Source organism: Salinimonas lutimaris, from assembly GCF_005222225.1.
GTDB lineage: Bacteria > Pseudomonadota > Gammaproteobacteria > Enterobacterales > Alteromonadaceae > Alteromonas > Alteromonas lutimaris.
This window is the reverse complement of sequence record NZ_CP036536.1, coordinates 3,792,679-3,817,139: the sequence shown is the minus strand read 5'-3', so window position 1 is coordinate 3,817,139 and position 24,461 is coordinate 3,792,679. Positions and strand designations below refer to the sequence as shown.

The window sequence follows — 24,461 nt, the reverse complement described above, 5'->3', positions numbered from 1 at the left end:
CCCGTTTAAACGGGGCTTTTTTCATTCTGATACCCACAGCACTGTGCGCTGATAACGCTTGAATGGCGGGCACAGGGTAACAACCCAGTTACCATCGAGGTGGTTTTACAAAGAAAGGATAAAGCAGTTTAAAGGAAGTGCTGAAAAGGCGTGCTGATAAGGTAAATAAAAAACGGGCAGCACAGCGCATGCCCGCGGGTGCTCATGAGTTACTCAGGTGCCATTTGCGCCTGTATTTCTTCGTCAGTCGGCAGGCGTTTTACCCGCAATCCTTCGGTTTCATAATCGTCATTAATCAGGCCGCTTTGGGCAAACTGTTGTAACCAGCCCTGAAGCGGATACTCTCCCCACTTCTGTTTGTAGCGGGTTGCATTATTCACAATATCAAAAAGCTGCTGCACAGGCGGCTCAACACCGGGATAAAACTGGTGAAGCACATCGTTTTTGAGCATAACCAGGGCAAAACCAAGCTCATCACAGCGGGCAGCAAAATCAATATCACCTACCCCCACACCATGATATGACTCATCAAACCCACCGGTGCGGATAAAATCCGCTTTGGTGATGGCAAATAGCAAGGTATGAAAATAAGACCAGGCGACGGGTTGATTGTGTAACAGTTCAACCGCGTCCGGTGCGCTCACAGCATGCTGCCTGGCAGTGGCATAATCCTGCGTCTGTGCCGGGGAGGGTAAAAAGCGTACCTGTGTACTCACAACCTGACCATCGTGTAACTCCGTCAGCACGGATTCAAATAAATCCGGCGGGCACAAACAGTCGACATCAAGATAAATGATTTGTTCGGTGGAGCAGGCGGCCATGCCTTTATTTCTGGCCCGGGGGACAGGCACAGATTCATTAGCTAAAAAACGATGCTGGACGGAAAAAGCCTCACTGCTGATCAATGATTCATCGCAGGGGGATGTCATCCAGACAACAATCAGTTCCTGTGGCCGAAGACGGGTTTTTTCCAGACTTTGTACCAGACTGGCCAGCTGCCTGCTGCGTTCTTTTACAATGGTAACAATACTAAATTGTGGATCCATAGCTATCTCCCATTCCTGCTGGCCTTGTACTGCGTCAGCCAGCATGGACCATGTTTACCGCGGTCACTATTTTTACGTACCAGATTCAGTACGGTTGAGGAGGTTGCGTAAATCGTGCCAGAAAAAATGTACCCTCATCCTGCTGTTAACAAAAATAACACACGTCAGATGCACTTTAGTTGTGCAAGGCTGCGCGTTCAACTGGCAACCGGGTAATGCGGGTTTATCCGGGCAGGCAATGACGTATACTGACAATGTCAGGATATTAATGACCCCGCACAGGAAGAAAAAAATGAAAAGATGGATGTGCTGTCTGGCACTACTATGGGCTATCGGCGCTCAGGCTTATGATCGGATCACCGGGGCACCCTTTGCAAGTCGCTCAGAGGTAATAGCCACCCAGGGAATGGCTGCCACCAGTCAGCCCCTGGCCACTCAGGTGGCACTGGATATATTGAAGCAGGGCGGCAGTGCGGTCGATGCGGCCATTGCTGCCAATGCGATGCTGGGACTGGTCGAGCCTACCGGCAGCGGTATTGGCGGAGACCTGTTTGCCATTGTGTGGGATGCCAAAACCAAACGGCTGTATGGACTTAATGCATCAGGCCGCTCGCCGCAGTCGCTGAAAAAGTCGGTGTTTGCTGAGCAGGGGCTGACCCGTATACCCTCTTTTGGTCCGCTACCCGTCTCTGTGCCAGGCGCCGTAGATGGCTGGTTTGAACTACACAAAAAATTTGGTGTGCTGCCAGTACAGGATATTCTTACACCCGCTATCCGCTATGCCAAACAAGGCTTTCCGGTCAGTGAACTCATTGCCTATTACTGGCAGAAAAACGCCCAGCGCATTGGCCAGTATGATGGCTTTGCCGACACCTTTATGCCTGGTGGCAAGGTGCCTCAGAAAGGCGATATTTTCAAAAATCCGCATCTGGCCAATACCTATGAAAAGATAGCAACCGGCGGGGCTGAGGCGTTTTATAAAGGCGATATCGCCCGTCGTATTGCTGCCTACATGAAAGAGCAGGGCGGCTATTTAACCTATGCAGATTTAGCGCAGCACACCTCACAGTGGGTTGAGCCGGTGTCCACCAACTATCGCGGATATGATGTCTGGGAACTGCCGCCCAATGGTCAGGGCATTGCCGCGCTGCAAATTCTTAATATCCTGGAAAACTATGACATAGAAGGTATGGGATTCGACTCTGCCCGTTACATCCATACTTTTGTGGAAGCTAAAAAGCTGGCCTTTGAGGATCGCGCCAAGTACTACGCTGACCCGGATTTTAATCAGATCCCGGTAGACTGGCTGATTTCAAAAAAATACGCCCGTCAGCGCATGTCGCTCATTGTGCCTGACGCGCCGGCCAGCCGGCTTGATGCCGGTCGGTATGAAGGTGACACCGTCTACCTGACCGTCGCTGACAGCGCTGGTAACATGGTTTCGCTGATTCAAAGTAATTATCGCGGGATGGGCTCAGGCATGACGCCGCCTGAACTGGGCTTTGTGCTGCAAAACCGGGGCGAGCTGTTTACCATGCAGGCTGGCCATTTTAACGAGTACGCTCCCGGAAAACGCCCGTTTCATACGATTATTCCGGCGTTTGTTACCCTCAATGGCAAGCCCTGGCTGAGCTTTGGCGTGATGGGCGGGGCCACTCAGCCACAAATGCATGCACAGATTCTGGTCAATCTGATTGATTTTGGTATGAACCTGCAGGAGGCCGGTGATGCCCCGCGCATCCTGCACAGCGGTTCATCAAGTCCGACCGGTGAGCGGATGAGCGGCGTAGGTCAGGTGCATCTGGAAAACGGATTTTCGGCGCAAACCCGCCGTGAGCTTCTTGAGATGGGTCATACCCTGGCTCCGAAACTGGGAGTGTATGGGGGCTACCAGGCAATCATGCATGATGCTGAGCGTGGGGTATATATGGGAGCATCTGAAAGCCGAAAAGATGGACAAGCCGCAGGGTATTAGCCACACTGGAAAAATAGTAACCAGTGCAGGGCCGCATGGGGATAAGGAACTTTAGCTGGCATGACACAACCGCAAAAAGGAATATGTGCAGAATCGAATCTGCATGCGCAGTATCTGCTGCTTAATGTGATTGATGATGACAGTCAGGCTGTGCGCGCCAAGCTCGCCCGGGTGCTGGATATTTTTGACTGGTATGAGAATGAGCATTATGAGGCGATGGTCACCGGCGTCATTGCTGTTGGGGCCGGCTACTGGTCTGAACTTTACGAGGGTCTGATTCCCACCGAGTTGACCGCCTTCCCCCGCATGCAGTGTGAAGATCGCAGTGCACCGGATACCGGCACCGATTTATTTATCCAGATTCGGGCCGACCGGCTGGATATTTGTCATGCCATTGGCAGCGAAGTCATGGAGCTGCTGCATCTGCATGTGGAACTGGTAGAACAAATCAAGGCGTTCCGGTATCTGGATGGCCGGGACTTAAACGGCTTTATTTACGCTCAGGATAACCCGCGGGGGATGAAGCGTCGACAGGTGGCGATTATTGACGCCCGGCAGGACGCTGATTTTGCTGGGGGCAGTTATATACATGTTCAGCGTTTTCGCCATGATTTACGACGCTGGAAGTCGTTGTCTGAGCGTCAGCAGGAACAGGTCATGGGGGTGACCCGGGAATACAATCAGCCCAGCCCGGAGCAATCAGACTCTTCGCACAGTGTGCGGGCCTGTGCCCCGGGCAGTGACGATGGCCATCATGATTTACTGAAGCAGGGAATGCCTTATGGTGACTTGCTGATTCAAGGCCTGTTTTTTATCAGCTGTGCGGCCAGTGCTCAGCCTTTTAAAGCCATGCTGCACAGCCAGATTGTGGGAAATGCCGAAGGGGATTACGACCGCTGGCTGGATTTTACCAGCGCGGAAACCGGCGGCGCTTACTTTGCCCCGGCCCTGACGTTTATTCGTCAGCAGGCTGCCAGTTAAATTGCGAGCCATCAGTGGCGATGGCGCCATCCCAGTTGGGCGGAAATGGCTGATACCGAATCGCTTCAATTGTGCGAATATGATGCAGGGCCAGAGAGTCGTCCGGCGACATTTCCCGGGCTTTATAAAAATGCACCAGGGCACCATCCCAGTCTTGCTTTATCCGGCAGGCCAGCCCGGCTGCAATCTGAGTTTGCAGGGCAAACTTTTGTTGTTGCTCAGGCTCACTTAAATGGCTCAACACCTCATAAATCTCAATGGGCGCGCGCCGGCCTTTTACTCTGACCCAATCCAGTAAGCGGGTTTTCAGGCCAAATTCCGCTCCGATAGTTTCCAGTACCGTGGCACTGACAATGATGTCGGCATTATACAGCGGGGTCAGGCTTTCCAGCCGGGCAGCAATATTCACGCTATCGCCAATCACCGTGGTGTCCATTCTGTCTTCAGAGCCGACCGTGCCCAGAATGACCGGGCCGAAATGAATGCCGATACCTACTCCAATCGGGTCATAATGACTATTTTGACGATGCTGATTATAAAGGGTCAGGGCTTTACGTAAATCCAGTGCGGCGCTCACCGCATCAATGGCTTTGGCCTTGGCGCTACCGCCGGGATGATCAAACAAAGCCATGATGGCATCGCCAATAAACTTGTCGATAAACCCCCGGTTCTGGTGAATCGGTTCGTTCATCCGTAAAAAATAGGAATTGAGAAAGGTCATCAGCTGCTGTGGTCCCATCCGTTCTGACAATCCGGTAAAACCGCGGATATCACAGAACAAAATGGCCACTTCATCTTCATCAGCATGTCCCAGGGTCAACTCCACTGTGCCGTGCTTGGCAAAATGATCAACAAACTGGCGGGGAATAAACTTTTGCAGGGTTTTGGTCAGGACCAGCGCTTCATCGGCGCGCCGGGCGAAAATACGGGCCTTGGCCTCATCGTTATCGGCCAGTACCCCCTGATGGTGACTGAAGCGTTCAGCTCTGGTCTGACTGACCAGGCGCTGACTACGCAGATAAAGCAGGGTGACAACAGCACCGTATACACTAACGCTGACGGCGAAAAAGAGTAATACCAATACCAGTTCTGTCACATCCTGCTCGCTGAGTTATGCCACTTACTTCAGTGTAGCAAACACCTTATCGGCGGCTGCCAGTGTGGCTTCAATAATACTGTCATCATGCGCATAAGACACAAAGCCAGCTTCATATGAGGCCGGGGCAAGGTACACGCCCTGTTCCAGCATACCATGATAAAATGTTTTAAACTGTTCGGTATTACAACTGGTGGCTTGCTGGTAGTTGGTGACCTTATCCACGTCAGTGAAAAACAACCCAAACATGCTGCCGGCCACATTGGTCGTCAGTGGAATACCGTGTTTGTCTGCCAGTGCCTGCATGCCATCTGCCAGCTTTTGTGTATTGGCAAAAATTTGCGGATAAATATCGTCATCCGCTATCTGGTTCAGTGCCGCCAGACCGGCTGCCATGGCCACCGGATTACCCGACAAAGTACCGGCCTGATAAACCGGACCGGTAGGAGAGACATACGTAATAATCTCACGCTTACCGCCAAATGCGCCGACCGGCATGCCGCCACCAATCACTTTACCTAAACAGGTCATGTCAGGGGTAACCTGATAGCGCTCCTGGGCCCCGCCTTTAGAAACCCGGAAGCCGGTCATGACTTCATCAAAAATTAAAATGCTGCCGTGGGCATCACAAATCTCGCGCAGGCCTTGCAAAAAGCCATCTACCGGAGGAATGCAGTTCATGTTACCGGCGACCGGTTCAACGATAATACAGGCAATGTCATCACCTTCCCGGGCAAACACTTCTTTGACGCTGTCCAGGTTATTAAATTCCACAGTGATGGTGTGCTGGGCCACTTCAGCCGGTACGCCCGGTGAGCTGGGTACGCCCATGGTCAGGGCGCCAGAGCCTGCTTTGACCAGCAGTGAGTCAGCATGGCCATGGTAGCAGCCTTCAAATTTCACAATTTTATTGCGGTTGGTGTAGCCACGGGCAATCCGAATGGCAGACATGGTGGCTTCTGTGCCTGAGTTCACCATGCGCACCATTTCCATTGACGGCACCAGTTCACTGATTTTTTCTGCCATGTGAATTTCGGCCTCGGTCGGCGCACCAAAGCTTAAGCCTTCTGCCGCCGCTTGTACCACGGCTTCACGAATCTTGTTATTGTTATGGCCCAGTACCATCGGACCCCATGACAATACATAGTCGATGTAGCGGTTACCGTCAGCGTCCCACATATACGGGCCATCGGCTTTGGTGATAAAGCGCGGAGTGCCGCCAACGGCTTTAAATGCACGCACCGGTGAGTTGACGCCACCAGGAATCGTTTTTTGGGCGCGGGCGAATAATTCTTCAGATTTTTGCATATTACTCACTACTCTTATTGCTGTACCAAACCACATCTTTTTCATAGCGACTGAGCAGATTTTCAACGCCCAGCGTCAGGGCAAATAACGCCATGCGTACCAGCACGCCATTATCTGTCTGTCTGAATATGGCTAAGTTAGGGTTCAGGTTCAGATCATTATCCAGTTCGTTGGCTTCGGCCCGTGAATCACGGGGCAACGGATGCATAATGACGGTTTTAGACTGGAAGTGGCGGGTATAAATCGACTGGTTCAGGCGAAATTTGCCACGGTATTTGTTTGCTTCATCCTGCGATGGGAAGCGTTCTTCCTGGATCCGGGTCTGATAACAGATATCCGCATCCAGCGTGCCTTCAAGCTGGTCAGTAATCGACAGCTTGTGACCGGCATTATCAATCGCGGCGATAATCGGCTCCGGCATAGCCAGCTCGTTGGGCGATACCAGGGTAAAGTGAACATTTTTGTACAGGCACAACAGGCGGGACAACGAATGTACCGTCCGGCCATAGCGCAAATCTCCAATCATGGCGATATGCAGACCATCAATACCTTTGCCCTGATACTCAACTTCACGCTTGATGGTGAACAAGTCCAGTAAAGCCTGAGTCGGGTGTTCGTTAGCGCCATCCCCGCCATTGATCACCGGTACCCGGCTGCCTTCAGCAAATTCGGCCACCGACCCGGCGGCCGGATGGCGCATCGCAATAATGTCAGAATAGCCGCTAAGCACCCGGGCGGTATCATAAAGCGATTCGCCCTTAGCCAGCGCAGAGCTGGACATTCCGGTGGTTTCCCGGACTTCGCCACCAAGCAGGTTAAATGCCGTTCCAAAACTTACCCGGGTCCGGGTGCTGGGTTCAAAAAACAGGTTTCCAAGGATAGCGCCCTCCAGTACCGTGGTGCGCTTTTGGCGTCTGGCGTAGGGCTGCATCGTTGTGGCAACCTCGAAAACTTTTTCGATGGCGTCGCGATTGAACTGGTTAACCGAAAGGATATGATTGCCGGTAAACTCTGACATGGTGCTCTCAACGATTGATTAGGACGGCCTAGTTTAGCAAAAAAGCGCGGCGGTGTAGAAGATTGTGCATCAAGCGCGGGTTACGCAAATTTAATAGCCACTGGCCGGCTTTTGTCGCGTAATACTAGGGTGGCCCGGTGCCTTTGGTGTAAACTGTAAGTTCACTTTTGGGACTGACAACATACAGGCGGGAGCGGACGTGACCCGATCAAAACAAAGTAAACCCTCGTGGTGGTCCTCCGGGTGCGAAAAGTGCCGCCGGATGCGACTGTATGTGGTCTGGACGATACTTATGCTGGTGGTTTATTTTTATGTCTTCGAGTGATACTGCGCCTATCTATGTCAAAGCGATTTCCAAGCGCAATGGCTTTACCACGCTGGCCATTGGCGGCGCGGGTCTGTTGCTGTCGGTCTTGTGGCTGACACTGGCGCCACAATGGCTGTTTCTGGCTGGCATCTTTTTAACCAGCGCATCGCTGGTGACCATGCTGGTGGGCTGGTTCAAGCTGCGCGAGCCTGACCACAGTATTGAAATTTCTCCCAGTCAGATTCTGTATCATCACCGGCGCGGAAACTGGACCATTGAATGGGATAATGTTCAGCGTATCGACTGCCCGCGGGTCCAGCAAGGGCTTGATCAGGTTGAATTAGAAGCGGTGGGACTGCGCCTGAAAGCCTACGCGCCTTTTCTTAAAACCGTGTCTCCCCGTCTGGCGACGCACTTGTTGATGGAGCAGCGCCCGCTGCTGTTGCATAACCTGCCGCAAAATTGTGACAGCGGTAACTGCTTCAATCATGAAATGTTTGATGACAAGGCCTATGTGCTGGAAAATGGCGAGGTGCTGACCGGTATCAAAGCGATGCTGGCCAACCGGATGACCCAGCTGCGTGAACGTTTAGGCTATGATGTGTATATTTCGGCGTCTGATCTGGACCGTTCACCGGCAGAGTTTGTGACCTTTATCCGACAATGCCAGCAAACCCGCCCGGTTAACTAATACCGGGCATCTGATGGTCGCCGAGCAGTCCCATGCCTTTTTCCTGCACCACGTCTATTTCTTCCATAAACATTGGCATCAGTTCAGCAATCAGCATGGTTTGATCCTGCTTTAACGCGCTTTCCAGTTCATCTGCCAGAGTTTGCAGGCGCGGCACGCCAGTATAGCAACACGCCCCGTGCAGCCGGTGTACTTCCAATTTAAGGGTGTCAAAGTCCCGCTCGTGCCAGGCACGGGTCAGTACCTCCACTGATTCAGGCAGCAGTTTAATAAAATCGCGCAGCAGTTCTCTGGCGGTTTCATCGTTGTGATTAGTGCGCTTAATGGCCAAATCCCAGTCCAGGGTCGACTCAGGAATTGCCGGCATTGAATGGTTATGGCACCAGCGTCGGATAATTTCCAGCAGAGCAGAGATTTCAATGGGCTTGGGCAGATAGTCTTCCATGCCTGAGGCCAGCAGGCGCTCCTGTTCTTCTTTAAAGGCATGGGCGGTCACCGCAATAATCGGGGTGCCCAGATTCAGTGGAGTTTTGCGGATTTCGCGGGTGGCTTTGAGCCCGTCCATCCCCGGCATCTGCACATCCATCAGAATCAGGTCGTATTCGTTAACCTGACACAGATTTACCGCTTCCTGGCCGCTGGTTGACAAGGTCAGTTCCAGCGGGCTGTTTTCCAGCCAGGTGGCCAGCAGCTTCAGGTTCATCTCCATATCATCCACGGCCAGAATGCGGGCTTTAGGCATGGCGTCCAGCTTACCCTGCATCGGATTTTTACTCAGACTGGTTTTATGATGCAGCAGGTCATCCATCTTGGACAGGGTCACCGGCATGCGGATCTGATCATGAAAATGCTGGCTCAGGCTGGGATACTGGTTAAACGGCTCAGAGCCGGAATACCACAAAATGCGTTTTTGGGCGGGGACCTGAATCAGGGCGCTGAGCATGGCGTCCCGCTGGGCCAGCTTGGATACCGGCACAGTGGCAAACAGATAGTCAGGATTAGACTCAATGGTTTGCAGGTAGTCCAAGCTTTCCACACTGGTGGTGACCGCCCCTAAATGATTAAGTAACTGGACCGTAGCGCGGCGGGTTTGCGGGATGGGGTCAAAGACCACAATATGCTTACCCTGCCATTCGTTGTCCGGCTCAATGTTAAGCTTGGGACTCATGCGGTTAGCCCGCAGATTAATGGTAAAAGTACTGCCCAGGCCCAGCTCACTGCGCAGGTTCATCTGACCGCGCATCAGGCGCACCAGTTCCCGGCAAATGACCAGTCCCAGTCCGGTTCCCTGATAATGACGATTCAATGCATCATCTATCTGCGAAAAGGCGCTGAACAGTTTTTTGCGGTCCTGGCGACTGATACCAATACCGGTGTCGGCCACCGTAAAGATAATTTCGTGCAGGCCATGATTCAGCTCGCGGTTGGTGACGCCCAGGGTGACGGTGCCCACCGAGGTGAATTTCAGAGCGTTACTAAGCAGATTATTGAGCACCTGTTTAATTCTGAACAGATCGCCAATCAGTTTTTCTGGCAGAGGTTCCAGCTCAAACACAAACTCAATGCGTTTAGAATGCGCGCTTTTGGCCATCAGGGTGACCATTTCTTCGAGCAGTGCATTAGGCGAAAACGGCTGATTATTGATTTGCAGCTTACCGGCTTCAATTTTAGAAAAGTCGAGCACATCGTTGACGATAATCAGCAGGTTGTCGGCTGCGGTATTGATAATCCGAACCTGCTCGCTCTGGTCCATGGGCAGTGCGGCATTGCCTAGCTCCCGGCTAAAACCAAGAATGGCATTTAACGGGGTGCGAATTTCATGGCTCATATTCGCCAGAAACTGAGACTTAATGTTACTGGCTTTGATGGCGTCTTTGCGGGCAATATCCAGGCGCGCATTCTGCTCTTCTATCAGCTCCATATTATTGCGCAGGTCGTTGGTGGCCTGGTCCACTTCTGCTTCCAGCTGACTACGACTTTTTTCCATTAACGCCAGCGAAAACAGCGCCGCTTCCAGAAATACCCCAACCTGAAAACAGTAGGTGGTAAACGTATTGGACGGCAATAAACCGGTCAGGCTCAGCATGCCGATGATCGCCCCAACTGCCAGCATACTCCAGGCAAAAATAAAGTAGCGGGCGGGCTGGAACTGATTAAAGTAAGCCTCGAAGCCGGCAAAAATATAACTGCAAATAGCCGCGATCCCAATGCAATAAACCAGATTGTGCTTCCACACCAGAGGCAGAATATCGACCAGACACAATATGCCTGTCAGCATTTGTAAAACCAGTAACAGCAATACCACCGGGTGAGCCGCTGCCGCATGTTGGCGAGAATCCAGAAAAAGCAGGGTAAAAATACCCGAGCTGATGCCAATGACTACAAAGAAAAGTTCAGTGTGGCCGGCCAGCCAGGAGGGCGTTTCGCCACTGAAAATCTGAATATGTCCGCCCCACATAAACTGCCAGAATATGACGGCAATAATATAGCCTACATAGGCAATAAGACTGGGCTCGCGAACACCAAAAAATAGCACCAGATTGTATACCGCCAGAATGATCAGCCCGCCATAAAACAAGCCCCACATGATGCTGTCTATTTGCGCGGCTTTACTGTGCATAGGTTCGGGCGACACAGTCAGTGGCACAATCAGGCTGGATGAGTGACTTTGTACGCGGATATACAGTTCAAGTGGCGTGGCAATAGGCAGGTCAGCGCGCAGGGTAGGCACGCGGTAGCTTTGTTCGGCCTGCAGCTTGCCCTGATGACTTTGCAGAATCACTTCGCCATTGGACACCAGATAAAAATCAACCTTATCCAGCTGGCTGAAATTAATGGTAAATACCCAGCGGCGCAGGCTACTGACATTACTGATTTTGTTAGTGAGCCACAGGGCATTTTCACGAAAACCAAAATTGGGATTGTCTTCGGTATACCACTGAAAGTCGCGGCGGCGATTGAGTATATCACTGATGGTAAGCGGACCATCAGGCTCCGCATAAAAGGCAAAATTACCCGACAATTCGACTTCGGCATCCTCATCAAACAGCTGAATTGTTGTTTGGGCGCTGGCCGGTAACCATAATGCCGGTAAAACGAGCAACAATAATGTCCATATCAGAGAGATTACACGCATGATTTACAAGGTCATTGTCTTTGAAGTAGCCGCCTATTAAAACACCAATATACGTTACATTACAAAATAAGTCGTTGGTTAAAATAATTTTTTAACCAAAATCAACCGGCCCGCCGCAGACCGTACCGGTGCTGTTATTGCGTTGCTGAGGGGTTTGCCGCAAAATGACTGCAACTTACAGTCGTAATCCAACAAAAACGAACAATGTCATGAGCGACCAGATCACCATAAGCCAGGACGGGATAGAACAGCTTCCGCTAAGCCGGTTCACCGAAGATGCCTATTTAAATTATTCCATGTACGTCATTATGGACCGTGCACTGCCGCATATTGCTGATGGCCTGAAGCCGGTTCAGCGGCGGATTATTTATGCCATGTCTGACCTGGGCCTGAGTGCGACCGCTAAATATAAAAAGTCGGCCCGGACCGTGGGTGATGTGCTGGGTAAGTTTCATCCGCACGGTGACTCGGCTTGTTATGAAGCGATGGTCCTGATGGCGCAGCCGTTTTCATATCGCTATCCGCTGGTGGATGGACAGGGCAACTGGGGGGCGCCGGATGATCCCAAGTCGTTCGCAGCCATGCGTTATACCGAAGCCCGTTTGTCACGTTTTTCTGAAGTATTGCTCAGCGAGCTGGGGCAGGGCACGGTTGACTGGCAGCCCAACTTTGATGGCACGCTAAACGAACCGAAAGTGTTACCGGCGCGTCTGCCGCATATTCTGCTCAATGGTGTCAGCGGGATTGCCGTAGGGATGGCCACGGATATTCCTCCTCATAATGTGCGCGAACTGGCTAATGCCTGCGCCCATTTACTGGATAACAGTAAAGCGGAACTTAGTGATATTCTGAATATTGTGCAGGGACCGGATTACCCCACCGAGGCGGAAATTATCACGCCGCGCAGCGACATTCAGAAACTCTATGAAACCGGTCGTGGCAGCATCAAAATGCGTGCAAAGTATGCGGACGAAAGTGGCGACATTGTGATCAGTGCCTTACCGCACCAGGCGTCGGGGGCCAAAATACTCGAACAGATTGCGGCCCAGATGCAGGCTAAGAAGCTGCCGATGGTCAGTGATCTGCGCGATGAATCTGATCATGAAAACCCAACCCGCCTGGTGATAACTCCACGTTCTAACCGGGTGGATGTGCAGCAGTTGATGCAGCATTTATTTGCGACCACGGATCTGGAGAAAAACTACCGGGTCAATCTGAATATGATTGGTCTGGATGGCCGGCCGCAGGTCAAAGACCTCAAAACTATTTTGTCTGAGTGGCTGGTATATCGTAAAGATACCGTCGTTCGCCGTTTACAGTACCGGCTGGATAAGGTTCTGGCCCGGCTGCATATTCTGGAAGGCTTGCTGATAGCCTTTTTGAATATCGATGAGGTGATTGAGATTATTCGCACCTATGATAAGCCGAAGCCGGAACTGATGAACCGTTTTTCTTTATCAGATAAACAGGCAGAGGCCATTTTAGAACTGAAACTGCGTCATCTGGCCAAGCTGGAAGAGATGAACATTAAAGCTGAGCAATCAGAACTGGAAGCAGAGCGAGACAAACTGCAGCAGCTTCTGGGCTCAGATCGTCGTTTAAAAACACTGATTAAAAAAGAAATTCTGGCCGATGCAGAGAAGTACGGTGATGATCGCCGTTCGCCGCTGGTTGAACGAATGGAAGCCCGTGCGCTGTCTGAAAAAGAGCTTATTCCCAGTGAAGCGGTCACCGTGGTGCTGTCGGAAAAAGGCTGGGCGCGCTGTGCCAAAGGTCATGATGTAGATGTACAGGGCTTAAGTTATAAAGCCGGTGATGGCTATCTGTCCAGTGCCACCGGGCGCAGTAACCAGCCTGTCGTATTCATGGACTCATCCGGCCGTACCTTTGCCTGCGATGCCCATGCGTTACCGTCTGCCCGTAGTCAGGGCGAGCCACTGACTGGCCGCTTTAATCTGGTGGGCGGGGAACAGTTTACGCATGTACTAATGGGTCAGGATGAACAGAAATACCTGATTGCATCGGACGCCGGCTATGGGTTTGTAGGCAGCTTTGCTGACATGATGAGTAAAAATAAAGCAGGTAAAGCCTTTTTAAGCCTGCCCAGTGCAGCAAAAGTGTTGTTACCGGACCCGGTCACAGCGCTGGAAACTGACTGGTGTATGGCAGTATCCAATGAAGGACGTATGCTGGTCTTTCCGTTAAAAGACCTGCCCAGCCTGTCAAAAGGGAAAGGGAACAAGATTATTAATATACCGTCAGCCAAAGCAAAAAACCGGGAGGAATTTGTGACGGTGCTGCGGGTGGTGCCTGCCGGCGCCTCCGTTAAAGTGCACGCAGGCAAACGCAATATGACCTTATCGCCGTCAGACCTTGAACATTATCAGGGCGATCGTGGCCGGCGTGGTAACAAGTTGCCCCGGGGCCTGCAACGAGTGGATGATGTGGAAGTGATCGCATCAGAGCCGTCGTCGGGATCAGTCCCAAACCCTGACTCAACTCCCTCATAAAACAATAAAAACGCCTCGGTATTACCCTTTTTTCTTGTAGCCCGGCCATGCTGGGCTACACTAAAAACAGTTAAATCATAAAGGATTGCCAATGCTGGGGATTGTTTTTACCTCTTTAATTGACATGCTCGAGGAGAAAGTCTCTCCTGAATTTGCTGATGAAGTCATCGTGGCTGCTGAGCTACAGAACGATGGGGCCTTTACCTCTGTAGGTTATTATCCATTTTCAGAGATGCAGAAACTGGTGGGGGTGCTGGTTGAAAAAACCGGTAAGCCGGCCGAGGAGCTGCTGCACGACTTTGGCTATTATCTGTTTGGTCAGCTGGCGCAGGCGCATGGTCAGGTCATGGCCGGGCGCAAAAATCTGCTTGATGCACTGGAAGTGCTCGACGACGATATTCATGTGCAGGTATTAAAATTGTACCCGGATGCGGATCTGCCAAAATTTGAGGTGCTCTCACGCACTGAAAACGCCATGCGGTTACGGTACATTTCCAAGCGTGATCTGTATCCGCTGGCAGAAGGACTAATGGATGCGGCAGCCGATCATTTTGGCGACAGCCTGGCGCGGGAACGGTTTTCTACCGGTGATCCGCATACCTATGAGTATAGTTTAACAGTGAGCTGAATTGTGCAGTCGGTTTTAAATGCGTCACCTCAAACCCTCCTTGAACGGCGCCTGACCAGAGAAAAGCAGGCTCGTAAACAGGCCGAGTCACTATTAACTGAAAAAAGTGTCGCGCTTTATGACGCGCTGCAACAAAGCCAGGCCGCAGAGAAAAAACTTCAGTTGTCCCTATGGGCGTCTCAGGAATCGTTCTGGGAGTGGCATGCCCACAATGATCAATATGTCATGCGCTCGTTTACCCTGGAAAGCCAGCATGAAAAAGCCTGGCAGGGCTCACCCATTCAGTTGTTGGCACACATTCATCCGGACGACATCGGTAACCTGGAGTTTCACTGGATGCTGGCGGTACACGGTGACCAGGATAAGCTCGAAGTGTCTTTTAGGTTTAAAGCCGGACGGCAATATTTATGGATGCGTTTACGGGGTCGGGTGATGGAACGCAATGAAGAGGGCATGGCCCTGCATATTGTGGGGACCAATAAAGACATCACCCGGGAACGCAAGGCTGAACAGTCGTTTCACTTAATGGCATCGGCCTTTGCCAGCTCCCGGGAACCGATGCTGGTGTTGACCCGTCAGTTAAAAATTACGGAGTGTAATCAGGCATTTGTGTCAATGGTAGGTATCATCACTAAGCAGCAGTGCCTGGGTACTAATCTGGACAAATTCCTCGTCGAGTCGGCATTTATTCGTGAGCATATTGACTCCCAGTTTCAGCTCAAGTTTGAAACCTCGTTGACCGTCGCCGTCGACGAGCAGGTCCCGGTAGAAATATCGGTGTCGTTATTTGACGCGCAACATCAGGGCGGGGCTTATCTCATTGCCACGTTGCAGGACATCAGTGAGCGTAAGCATAACGAAGAAAAGCTTCGTCAGCAGGCTATGCATGATGAGCTGACCGGACTGAAAAACCGCGCCGGCCTGCACAATACCCTGCCGCAGATTATCAGTGACTGTGAGTGTTTCAGCCTGATTTTTATAGATCTGGACGGGTTTAAAAATATCAATGACACAGCAGGACATGAAGCAGGCGATACCGCCCTGAAAATGGTGACCGGCACCATGAATCATAATTTTGCTGATTTTGGCGAAGTGTTTCGCTGGGGTGGGGATGAATTTGTCATCATGGTCCCTGAAATCAGCCATACGGTTCTTGTTGAGCCCTGCAACAAGCTGATTAGCGATATCGAGGCCAATAAGCTTACTATTGATAATACCGAACTGAGCTTGTCGGCCAGTATTGGCATTGCCGAGTATCCCCGTCACGGTGACAGCATTGAAAATCTGCTACAGAACGCGGATGCAGCCATGTATCAGGCCAAGCTGGCCGGTAAAGGGCAGGTTTATCGCTACCAGCCTGGCCTGCTGGAAAGCATGCAGGCCAGGGTGAGTATGCTGGCAGAGCTGAAGCGCGCAATTACCAGTCACGGGCTGGAGTTTTATGTGCAGGGAAAATACGATATCAGCGGAAAACTCACTGGCGCAGAATTACTCTGCCGGTGGCGCTCGCCGCTGCATGGCACGGTATCACCGGAAGTTTTTATTCCACTGGCAGAAGAAAATGGTCTGGACAGCCAGATTGGCTATCAGGCGCTGGAAGCCGCCTGTGATTATTTGTCGATGATGGAAGTGGAAGCACAACCGGTCCCTATGGCTATCAATATTTCCGGTAATCAGCTATTGAGCCATGGTTTTGCCGACCGGGCTATGGCCTTGTGCCGTGAAGCCGGAATCGAGCCGTCAATGCTGGAAATAGAAATTACCGAGAGTATTTTTTTGCAGGACGAGATTCGCGCCCGGGGTGCACTGGAAGCGCTAAAAGCTCACGGGTTTACGCTGGTGCTGGATGACTTTGGTACCGGTTTTTCTGCGCTGAGTTATCTGCGTAATTTTTCATTTGAAATTGTTAAGCTGGACCGCAGTCTGCTGCACAATATTCATCGCGATGAAAAGTCTCTTTCGCTGTTTAACGGGGTAGTGGCCATGCTTAAATCGCTGGATTTATTTATTGTGGCTGAGGGCGTTGAACTGGCTGAGTATCTGCCTTTACTCAGACAAAGCCAGGTTGATCAGCTCCAGGGGTTCTTTTTTGATAAACCCCTGCCGTATGACCAGTTTCTGGCAAAACATAGCGGGCACTATCTTATGACCGGCTCAGGCCGTTTCTAAAATACGCTGAGCGGTATACTCATTGGTAATGAGACCATTGATTAACCGTGACCGCAGGGCGCCCATCATGGCGGTGAGTTTGTTTTCACCCGCAGCAATGCCGGTGACCGGTTTGGGCGGGGCTATGTGTAGTGGTGCACTGGTAACACAGGCTGCGAGCGGACCATCAATTAACGTGCCGTCAGCATTATACATCCAGCTGATGATTTCACCGACCGCGCCAGCCTGACTGAGCCCGGTCAGATCCTCCTCGCTGGCAAAGCCGTCTTTGTGCAATGGTGAGCTAAGCCCCAGACTGCCAATGCCGACGAAAGTGGCGTCAGCCTGCTGTCCCAGGGTCAGAATCCGTTTGATATGAGGCAGAGCATGCAGGGCCTCACGCTGCTTTGCAGAGTCGGTGATAACCGGCAGTGGCATGGGGTAATGCTGTCCGTTGATTCGCTCTGCTATACGTACTGCAACGTCGAACCGGGTGGCGGTGCCCTGACTGGAGATATTGCCCACCAGCGAAACAATATTGTGCTGCGGACAATCAAGCTGCATCAGCTCATCGGCACATGCCCGCAATACCCGGCCGGTTCCAAAGGCAATGGTTTTTGACTCATTACTGCGCAGGGCTTTTTCAATAGCCCGGGCGCCAGCCTGACCCAATCCCAGAGTACTGTTGGGATCATCACTGATCGACGGTACGACTTCGCAGTGCAATAAACCAAAGCGTTGTTGTAAGGCCTGAGCCAGTTCCATGCAACGGGCTACCGGATGTTCCAGACGAACCTTGATAAGCCCTTCGGTCACCGCCTGAGCCACCAGACGCTGGGCCCGCTGGCGCGAGATATTCATGGCCCGGGCTATATCATCCTGGGTTTTGCCGGCCACATAATATAACCAGCCTGCCCGGGCAGCATCATCCAGTCGGTGCGGTTCCATAGAAGCGGTACTCATTTCATGTCCTTAACCAATAACAATGTCATCAAAATATGTCGGCAAAGCGGGTTTGCAGCTGTTGCCAGTGTAACAGATCTGAGGGGGCGGCCAGCGAGTCTGGCAGATGGCTGGCACCCAGATAGCGCAGCTTATGCATCGCGGCAGCATCAGCAGCCTGTAGTCCTGCCGGTGAGTCTTCGATAACCAGACAATGCTCAGGCGTAACCCCCATGGTGCGCGCTGCATGAAGAAACAGATCCGGGGCGGGCTTGCCTCGTGTCACATCATAACGGGTAAACCGGTTATTGGTAAAAAAAGACGCCAGCCCGGTAGTATCAAGAGCATGCCGGGTACGCTGCGGGCTGCTGCTGGTGGCCAGGCAATAAGGCACAGTCAGTTTTTCCAGTACTTCGGTGATGCCCGGTGTGGGGCGAAGCTCATGTTCAAAAATCGTTTGCAGGCGCTGATGAAACGTATCGCTTAGAGTGTCATCCAGTTCAAAGTCAAAATCCTGTTTCAGGCTATTCACCACACTGGCCATACTTTTACCTAAAAAGCGTTCAACAAAATAGGTCTGGCTGATAGTCAGCCCATGGGGTGCCAGCACGTCTTGCCAGGCCTGCAAAGACAGAATTTCACTGTCAATAAGCACCCCGTCACAATCAAAAATAACCAGCTGGGGAACAGGTTTACTATTCATCATGTTACTCCTGCCTGAAAACAGTAAAGCTACCAAGTATTCGTATTTCGAGCAAATGCCCATTTGTTGCTTACGGGGTTAACCTTTATGTAACAGATGACTGCCACTCACTGTTTAAAATCTGTTAACAACCAGATGTTTAGGGTTCTTGTATTGCCTTACATTACCCAAACACCCATTGCTGCACAGCATACTTTAAATTCTGACGCGCCACCTTACCTGCTGCTGATAGTGTTAATTTTGTTTACATGAGGTAGGAGGTATGTAATTATTTGTCGAAATGAGCAATAAATCACTATGTGAGCATATGCTCAAATTGGTAAATAACATAACTCGTTTTCTCAATGGCTGCTGAATGACCCGCAGCAGCAAACTGTACCCAAAGGTGAGAGATATAATGAAGTCAGATTCCTACCCCGTTGACTTAAATGCCGTCAGCGAAGAGCAGTTGCCGGTTGCGCAGCATAAATTAAAAGGCTGGCGGCACTTTCTGGGCTTGTATGCCGGCGAGCACGTGGCGGCAACCGAGTTTGTGTTCGGCGCGACCTTTGTCGCCCTGGGCGCGACCATGACAGATATTCTGATTGGACTGCTGGTGGGAAATATTCTGGCGGTCTTAAGCTGGACGCTGATTACCACTCCCATTGCGGTGGAAACCCGCATGAGCCTGTACACTTATCTGCAGCGTATTGCCGGTGATTCAATGACCCGGCTGTATAACTGGGCCAATGTGATCATATTCACTGTGATATCGGCGGCGATGATTACGGTATCTGCAACGGCGGTGCGCTTTGCGCTGGATATACCAGCGCAGCTGGACTGGTATCCCACTAGCCTGGCTTTCGTGCTGGTGGTGTTGGCAGTTGGCGTGATTGTTGTGCTGGTAGCCATGTACGGGTTCAATGCGGTGTCTGATTTTTCCGGTATCTGCGCGCCCTGGCTGTTTACCATGTTTGTCAGCGGTCCACTGGTACTGATGCCGGTGTTGGCAGACTCGGTGATCGGGCAGACGGTGGTCTCCGGATGGTCTGACTTTATGCAAATTGGCAGTACTTCAGTGTGGACCGGGCTGACAGATAGTGGCAAACCGGGCATTGGTCTGTGGGAAGTGATTGGCTTTTCGTGGGCGGCTAACACCATCACTCACTTTGGCTTGATTGACATGGCTATTCTGCGCTTTGCCAAGCGTAAGCGCTATGGCCTGTGTACTTCAGCCGGGATGTTATTTGGTCACTATATCGCGTGGATTTCTGCCGGCATTATGGGAGCGGGTACGGCTGTAGTGGTGCAAAAATCAATTGGTCAGCTGGACCCGGGTGACGTGGCTTATCACGCACTGGGATTATCCGGGCTGGTGATTGTTATTGTGGCGGGCTGGACGACGGCCAACGCAAACCTGTATCGGGCCGGCCTGGCGGCACAAGCGATTTTCAGTGACAAATCCCGCCAGAAAACCACTGCGGTGGTGGGCATCGTTACGGTGCTTATTGCCTGCTTCCCATTTGTGTTTACCAAATTGCTGCCGCTGCTGACCTATGCCGGCCTGTTGGTGGTACCGGTGGGGGCCATTGTATTTGCTGAACATGTGCTGTTTCCTCGCATCGGCCTGACCCGCTACTGGGCGCACTACCGGAATCTGACCCATAGCACGCCGGCGGTAGCCAGCTGGGGACTGGGACTGGTTTTCGGATTTGGTTTGAATTTGTTCGATGTCATGTCGTTTTTCTATCTGTTTATTCCTACCTGGTTTTTCACCATTGTGGTTTACACCTTACTGGCCGCCCGCTGTGGTGCCAAACAGGACTTTACCGAAGAAAAAGCGGCTCTGACGGCATTTGAACAACGGGTACAAACGCATCAGGAGCAGGAAGCGGCTGGCCTGCCAGCTACGCAGACAGACCGCAGTGGACTGAGCCGTGTTCTGCGCCTGGTCTCTGTGGTCAGCTTACTGGTGACGGTGGGACTGGCTGTGCATACCTTTACCGGCAGCCCATCAATGAATGTTTATGAGCAAAACCGCGACTTTTTCTTTAATGCGAGTTTTGGCTGCACGGTTCTTTATTTCTTAACTGCTTACTGGACGATGCGTCGCCAGAAAGCTTTGACGGCACAATAGGTTTTTTATGTTGAGTTCTTCAGCCTTCCGCTTAAACCGCGCGGCGTTAAACACACTACCTGCTTCTGTATCAGGGCCGGGATACCCGGTTGAGAAAATCACCACGGGTATTATACATATCGGAGTAGGGGGCTTTCACCGTGCTCATCAGGCCATGTACATAGACACCCTGATGCGCGAACAGTCGGCTTTTCAGTGGGGAATTTGTGGTGTTGGATTACGCGAAGGTGACCGTAAAATGCAGCAAATTCTGACTGAGCAGGATTATTTGTTCGCTCTGACAGAAAAGCATCCGGACAATGCCCGACGCCATCAAATTATCGGCTGCATGAGCGGCTTTCTGATGGCCATCGATAATCCGGCTGCGGTGATCAGTAAGCTGGCTGACCCGTCAGTAAAACTGGTTTCCCTGACCATTACCGAAGGGGGCTATAACCTAGACGCGAATACCGGCGAGTTTGTTGCAGACAATCCGGATGTGCAGCACGACCTGGCGAATCCACAACAGCCCAGACTGGTTTTTGGTTATCTGATTGCCGCGCTCAAACAGCGCCGGGACGCCGGTAGTGCGCCATTTACCCTGATGTCATGCGATAACATTCAGCATAATGGTGATGTGCTCAAAGCCATGTTGCTGGCTTATGCCGCGCTGTCAGACCCGTCACTGGCTCAGTGGATTGAACAGCATGTGGCATTTCCTAACTCGATGGTGGATCGTATCACGCCAGCCACCGTGGCGGCAGATATTGACGAGCTGGCTCACGCTGGTGTTGAGGATCAGTGGCCGGTGGTCTGCGAGCCGTTCCACCAGTGGGTTATTGAAGATGCGTTTTGTAATGAACGGCCTGATTTTGAAGCCGCCGGGGCACAACTGGTGCCCGATGTTGCACCTTACGAAAAGCTGAAACTCAGGATGCTCAATGCCAGCCACTCGGTGCTGGGCTTGCTAGGCTCGCTGGCTGGTATGCCCACTATTGATGCCTGCATGGATGAACCGGTGCTACGGCAGGCGCTTAAGCAGTTTATGCTGGACGACGTAAAACCTACGCTGGATGTTGTTGAAGGCGTGGATATTGATGAATATGCTGCAACCCTGCTGGAGCGATTTGGTAACCCGAATATTAAGGACTCGCTGGAACGCATCTGTTCGCAAAACTCAGCCAAGATCCCGGTATTTTTACTGCCCACCATTCAGGATAACCTGAAGGCCGGTCGCGCTGTTGCATTACCTGCACTGGTCATTGCTGCCTGGTGTTATTACAGCGACAAACAGACCACGCAGGCAGGACAGGCTCTGACTATTATTGATGACATGGCGGCTGAATTACACACCTATGCGGGTCAAACCGAACAGGACAGTCTGGCCTTTTTGCAGCTGAAAACGGTCTTTGCTAATTTGTCACAATCGACTGCATTTACTGAGCAATATACTGGTTACCTAACGCGGCTCTATGCCGGAGAGCCGGTACTTAACATTATTATCGGTCTTTAAAATACAAATAAAAAACCGGTGAGCGCAGGGCGCTTCACCGGTTGCTTTTACACTATCGTATTTTATCTGGCGTTGGTGCTTTCAAAAATTTTATCGGCCGAGGCCGCAACAAAGCCCTGATACAACTTGCCATCCGGCATCTTGTAACGCTGTGCAAACTCATAAAAGCAGCTTGGAATGAGCTTTGATTCGGTTTCAAACTGTACATATGCATGGTCTGCCATGGTCGATGACTGGGCCAGGCATACATCCTCACCGCCTTTAATTTCACCGCCTGATGTATTTAAAGTAAAACCTGCTGACTTAAGCATGTCATTCACATCCGCCAGCTCCTGCGTTTTGTTCAGGAAGTTTACACTGACAGTAAAATGATTAGCACGGAAACCCCAGGCGGACAGCCATGCTGCATATTCAGACTCTTCCAGCAAACGGTCATAGTCTGCTTTTGTCACTGACCAGTGTTTGCCCGAATACAGAAAATTATCGGCTTCAACAACATCGCCATCCATTTCATCCACCATGCGGTGAATAATGGCCTGAACTTCTTCAGACATTTCTTCCACGCGCAATTCGCTGATGAACACCTTAGGTTTGGTTTCATCCGGATGCTCAAAATGCTTGGCTGTTAGCTTTTTGGCCGAGAAGTCATAATCGCCTTTAGCTTCGTATCCCAGCGCCAGAAAATGTGCTGCCAGTTTATCCAGCGACACCTTTGGCAGGTTAAAAGTACGAAACGCCACATGGTCATTCACAATCTGGTCGTCATTCTCACTATCGAGCAACAACGCATGGATTTTGTAGGCCGACGGCGTAATGTTGACGTAGTCGTCCCACATATTGCTAAATAACGTATCGACATTGGTATGCATAGCAGGGTCCTTATTCCATCGACAGGCCAGGGCTTAAAGTGCCTGGCAGCGTCACTTTTTCCAGTTCAACAGAGGCTACCGGGTAGGCGCAGTAATCTGCGGCATAAAAAGCACTGGCGCGATGGTTACCGCTATCGCCCACACCACCAAATGGTGCAGCACTGCTGGCTCCAGTGATAGGACGATTCCAGTTCACAATACCCGCCCGGATAAGTTCCAGGAAGTGATCCCAGTCAGCCTGATTATCACTTAACAGCCCGGCCGACAGACCAAAGCTGGTGTTATTGGCTTCTTCAATGGCCGCATCAAAGTCGGTATAACGAATAACTTTTAACAGCGGACCAAAGTGCTCTTCATCCGGCATCGTATCCAGAATACCCGTGACATCAATAATGCCTGGCGTGGCAAAGCCTTTATCGGCATCGGGCTGTTCTAAGCGCAACAGCACCTGTGCACCCAGTTGTTCCAGTTCGCTTTGCGCCTCTACCATCAGTTTGGCGGCGCGGGCTGAAATCATGGCGCCCATAAATGGCTGCTCAGCCGCATCATAGTCGTCTACACGGATATTTTTCGTTACTGCAATCAGCCGTGCAATCAGAGCGTCTCCCTGTTCGCCAGCCGGCACAAACAGTCGGCGGGCACAGGTACAACGCTGGCCTGATGTGATATAGGCTGATTGTACAATGTCGTGAACAGCGGCATCCGTATCGGCCACGTCTTTTACGATTAATGGGTTGTTGCCGCCCATTTCCAGTGCCAGAATTTTGCCCGGATGACCGGCAAACTGCTCGTGAAGTAGCTTGCCGGTACGTGAACTACCGGTGAAAAACAGACCGTCAATGTCCTGATGTGAAGCCAGTGCTTTACCGGTTTCCACTTCGCCCTGTACCAGATTAAGCACGCCGGCTGGCAGGCCTGCTTTTTCCCACAGCTTAACCGTTTCCTGCGCCACCATGGGCGTCAGATCGCTGGGTTTGAAAATAACCGTGTTACCGGCCAGCAGAGCCGGAACAATATGTCCGTTAGGTAAGTGCCCCGGGAAGTTATAGGGGCCGAACACCGCAACCACACCATGTGGCTTGTGACGCAGCATGGCTTTACCCACTGGCATCGGATTTTCTACCGTACCGGTTCGCTCGTTGTAGGCGCGCTCAGAAATGCCAATTTTACCCATCATGGCGGCCACTTCTGTGGCGGTTTCCCACTCTGGTTTGCCGGTCTCACGAGCCATCACTTTGGCCAGTTCAGGCTTCGCCTGTTCCAGCTGCTCACCAAATTTTTTGATGATTGCCAGACGACCTTCGGCTCCCAGTCGGGCCCATGCCGGCGCTGCCGCACGGGCAGCTTTAATTGCCGCATCAATCTGGCTGGCTGAGGCGGATTTACCTTCCCAGATAACATCATTTTTGGCCGGATCGACCGACGCAATATCGTGCCCTTCACCGGCAAGCCATTTGCCGTTAATAAAATGTGTTGTTTGCATTATGGTGTCCTG

17 protein-coding genes are annotated in these 24,461 nt (G+C 51.6%); 8 read left to right on the top strand and 9 right to left on the bottom strand.

Annotation, left to right across the window (positions count from 1 at the left end; genetic code table 11):
* Positions 1-209: 209 nt before the first annotated feature.
* Positions 210-1,046 carry a glycosyltransferase family 2 protein gene (locus tag EZV72_RS16850; protein ID WP_175405153.1) on the bottom strand — a complete coding sequence of 279 codons (837 nt, stop codon included), beginning with the start codon at positions 1,044-1,046 and terminating at the stop codon, positions 210-212.
* 292 nt (positions 1,047-1,338) lie between these two features.
* Here EZV72_RS16850 and ggt point away from each other — a divergent pair, with 292 nt between their 5' ends.
* Both ggt and EZV72_RS16840 read left to right on the top strand, forming a co-directional pair.
* Entirely contained in the window at positions 1,339-3,021 is a 1,683-nt protein-coding gene (gene ggt / locus EZV72_RS16845) for a gamma-glutamyltransferase (RefSeq protein ID WP_137168325.1), read from the top strand.
* A gap of 60 nt (positions 3,022-3,081) precedes the next feature.
* Positions 3,082-4,002 carry a Dyp-type peroxidase gene (locus EZV72_RS16840; RefSeq protein WP_137168324.1) on the top strand — a complete coding sequence of 307 codons (921 nt, stop codon included), beginning with the start codon at positions 3,082-3,084 and terminating at the stop codon, positions 4,000-4,002.
* On the opposite strand, the gene EZV72_RS16835 is transcribed toward EZV72_RS16840, so the two are convergent.
* From EZV72_RS16835 to EZV72_RS16825, 3 genes are read right to left on the bottom strand one after another with little or no spacing between them, the layout of a single operon-like run.
* Positions 3,977-5,098, bottom strand: a complete 1,122-nt coding sequence (locus tag EZV72_RS16835; RefSeq protein ID WP_232364452.1) for an adenylate/guanylate cyclase domain-containing protein — start codon at positions 5,096-5,098, stop codon at positions 3,977-3,979. The two genes, EZV72_RS16840 and EZV72_RS16835, sit on opposite strands and share 26 nt — an antisense overlap.
* A gap of 24 nt (positions 5,099-5,122) precedes the next feature.
* Positions 5,123-6,406, bottom strand: a complete 1,284-nt coding sequence (hemL, locus tag EZV72_RS16830) for a glutamate-1-semialdehyde 2,1-aminomutase (protein ID WP_137168323.1) — start codon at positions 6,404-6,406, stop codon at positions 5,123-5,125.
* A 1-nt stretch (position 6,407) separates the two neighbouring features.
* Positions 6,408-7,424 carry an aspartate carbamoyltransferase gene (locus EZV72_RS16825; protein ID WP_137168322.1) on the bottom strand — a complete coding sequence of 339 codons (1,017 nt, stop codon included), beginning with the start codon at positions 7,422-7,424 and terminating at the stop codon, positions 6,408-6,410.
* 311 nt (positions 7,425-7,735) lie between these two features.
* Between EZV72_RS16825 and EZV72_RS16820 the strand changes: the two genes are divergently transcribed.
* Entirely contained in the window at positions 7,736-8,422 is a 687-nt protein-coding gene (locus tag EZV72_RS16820) for a DUF2982 domain-containing protein (RefSeq protein ID WP_137168321.1), read from the top strand.
* Here EZV72_RS16820 and EZV72_RS16815 read toward each other — a convergent pair.
* Entirely contained in the window at positions 8,415-11,558 is a 3,144-nt protein-coding gene (locus tag EZV72_RS16815; RefSeq protein WP_137168320.1) for a hybrid sensor histidine kinase/response regulator, read from the bottom strand. The two genes, EZV72_RS16820 and EZV72_RS16815, sit on opposite strands and share 8 nt — an antisense overlap.
* A gap of 209 nt (positions 11,559-11,767) precedes the next feature.
* Between EZV72_RS16815 and parC the strand changes: the two genes are divergently transcribed.
* The 3 genes from parC to EZV72_RS16800 all read left to right on the top strand — a co-directional run bounded on the left by parC (position 11,768) and on the right by EZV72_RS16800 (position 16,865).
* Positions 11,768-14,068, top strand: coding sequence for a DNA topoisomerase IV subunit A (parC, locus tag EZV72_RS16810; protein WP_137168319.1), 2,301 nt, complete (start codon positions 11,768-11,770; stop codon positions 14,066-14,068).
* A gap of 91 nt (positions 14,069-14,159) precedes the next feature.
* On the top strand, positions 14,160-14,696 hold the full coding sequence (locus tag EZV72_RS16805) for a heme NO-binding domain-containing protein (RefSeq protein WP_137168318.1): 537 nt from the start codon (positions 14,160-14,162) through the stop codon (positions 14,694-14,696).
* A 3-nt stretch (positions 14,697-14,699) separates the two neighbouring features.
* Positions 14,700-16,865, top strand: coding sequence for a putative bifunctional diguanylate cyclase/phosphodiesterase (locus EZV72_RS16800; RefSeq protein WP_232364451.1), 2,166 nt, complete (start codon positions 14,700-14,702; stop codon positions 16,863-16,865).
* Here EZV72_RS16800 and EZV72_RS16795 read toward each other — a convergent pair.
* Entirely contained in the window at positions 16,851-17,807 is a 957-nt protein-coding gene (locus EZV72_RS16795) for a sugar-binding transcriptional regulator (RefSeq protein ID WP_137168316.1), read from the bottom strand. The genes EZV72_RS16800 and EZV72_RS16795 overlap by 15 nt on opposite strands.
* Positions 17,808-17,835: 28 nt before the next feature.
* Positions 17,836-18,492: an HAD family hydrolase gene (locus EZV72_RS16790; protein ID WP_175405152.1), complete on the bottom strand. Its 657-nt coding sequence runs from the start codon at positions 18,490-18,492 to the stop codon at positions 17,836-17,838.
* Between the two features lie 394 nt (positions 18,493-18,886).
* Here EZV72_RS16790 and EZV72_RS16785 point away from each other — a divergent pair, with 394 nt between their 5' ends.
* Both EZV72_RS16785 and EZV72_RS16780 read left to right on the top strand, forming a co-directional pair.
* On the top strand, positions 18,887-20,605 hold the full coding sequence (locus EZV72_RS16785) for a purine-cytosine permease family protein (protein WP_137168314.1): 1,719 nt from the start codon (positions 18,887-18,889) through the stop codon (positions 20,603-20,605).
* Positions 20,606-20,612: 7 nt separating this feature from the next.
* Positions 20,613-22,097 carry a mannitol dehydrogenase family protein gene (locus EZV72_RS16780; RefSeq protein ID WP_137168313.1) on the top strand — a complete coding sequence of 495 codons (1,485 nt, stop codon included), beginning with the start codon at positions 20,613-20,615 and terminating at the stop codon, positions 22,095-22,097.
* A gap of 62 nt (positions 22,098-22,159) precedes the next feature.
* Here the strand turns inward: EZV72_RS16780 and EZV72_RS16775 are convergent, their stop codons facing one another.
* Together EZV72_RS16775 and astD are read right to left on the bottom strand one after the other, a co-directional pair.
* Positions 22,160-22,966: a DUF1338 domain-containing protein gene (locus EZV72_RS16775; protein WP_137168312.1), complete on the bottom strand. Its 807-nt coding sequence runs from the start codon at positions 22,964-22,966 to the stop codon at positions 22,160-22,162.
* Between the two features lie 10 nt (positions 22,967-22,976).
* On the bottom strand, positions 22,977-24,452 hold the full coding sequence (gene astD / locus EZV72_RS16770; protein ID WP_175405186.1) for a succinylglutamate-semialdehyde dehydrogenase: 1,476 nt from the start codon (positions 24,450-24,452) through the stop codon (positions 22,977-22,979).
* Positions 24,453-24,461 lie beyond the last annotated feature (9 nt).

Excerpts from the sequence above, each read along its gene's own strand:
- EZV72_RS16850 (WP_175405153.1), bottom strand. The coding sequence starts at position 1,046 with ATGGATCCACAATTTAGTATTGTTACCATTGTAAAAGAACGCAGCAGG.
- ggt (WP_137168325.1), top strand. The coding sequence starts at position 1,339 with ATGAAAAGATGGATGTGCTGTCTGGCACTACTATGGGCTATCGGCGCT.
- EZV72_RS16840 (WP_137168324.1), top strand. The coding sequence starts at position 3,082 with ATGACACAACCGCAAAAAGGAATATGTGCAGAATCGAATCTGCATGCG.
- hemL (WP_137168323.1), bottom strand. The coding sequence starts at position 6,406 with ATGCAAAAATCTGAAGAATTATTCGCCCGCGCCCAAAAAACGATTCCT.
- EZV72_RS16825 (WP_137168322.1), bottom strand. The coding sequence starts at position 7,424 with ATGTCAGAGTTTACCGGCAATCATATCCTTTCGGTTAACCAGTTCAAT.
- EZV72_RS16820 (WP_137168321.1), top strand. The coding sequence starts at position 7,736 with ATGTCTTCGAGTGATACTGCGCCTATCTATGTCAAAGCGATTTCCAAG.
- EZV72_RS16815 (WP_137168320.1), bottom strand. The coding sequence starts at position 11,558 with ATGCGTGTAATCTCTCTGATATGGACATTATTGTTGCTCGTTTTACCG.
- parC (WP_137168319.1), top strand. The coding sequence starts at position 11,768 with ATGAGCGACCAGATCACCATAAGCCAGGACGGGATAGAACAGCTTCCG.
- EZV72_RS16805 (WP_137168318.1), top strand. The coding sequence starts at position 14,160 with ATGCTGGGGATTGTTTTTACCTCTTTAATTGACATGCTCGAGGAGAAA.
- EZV72_RS16795 (WP_137168316.1), bottom strand. The coding sequence starts at position 17,807 with ATGAGTACCGCTTCTATGGAACCGCACCGACTGGATGATGCTGCCCGG.
- EZV72_RS16790 (WP_175405152.1), bottom strand. The coding sequence starts at position 18,492 with ATGATGAATAGTAAACCTGTTCCCCAGCTGGTTATTTTTGATTGTGAC.
- EZV72_RS16785 (WP_137168314.1), top strand. The coding sequence starts at position 18,887 with ATGAAGTCAGATTCCTACCCCGTTGACTTAAATGCCGTCAGCGAAGAG.
- EZV72_RS16780 (WP_137168313.1), top strand. The coding sequence starts at position 20,613 with ATGTTGAGTTCTTCAGCCTTCCGCTTAAACCGCGCGGCGTTAAACACA.
- EZV72_RS16775 (WP_137168312.1), bottom strand. The coding sequence starts at position 22,966 with ATGCATACCAATGTCGATACGTTATTTAGCAATATGTGGGACGACTAC.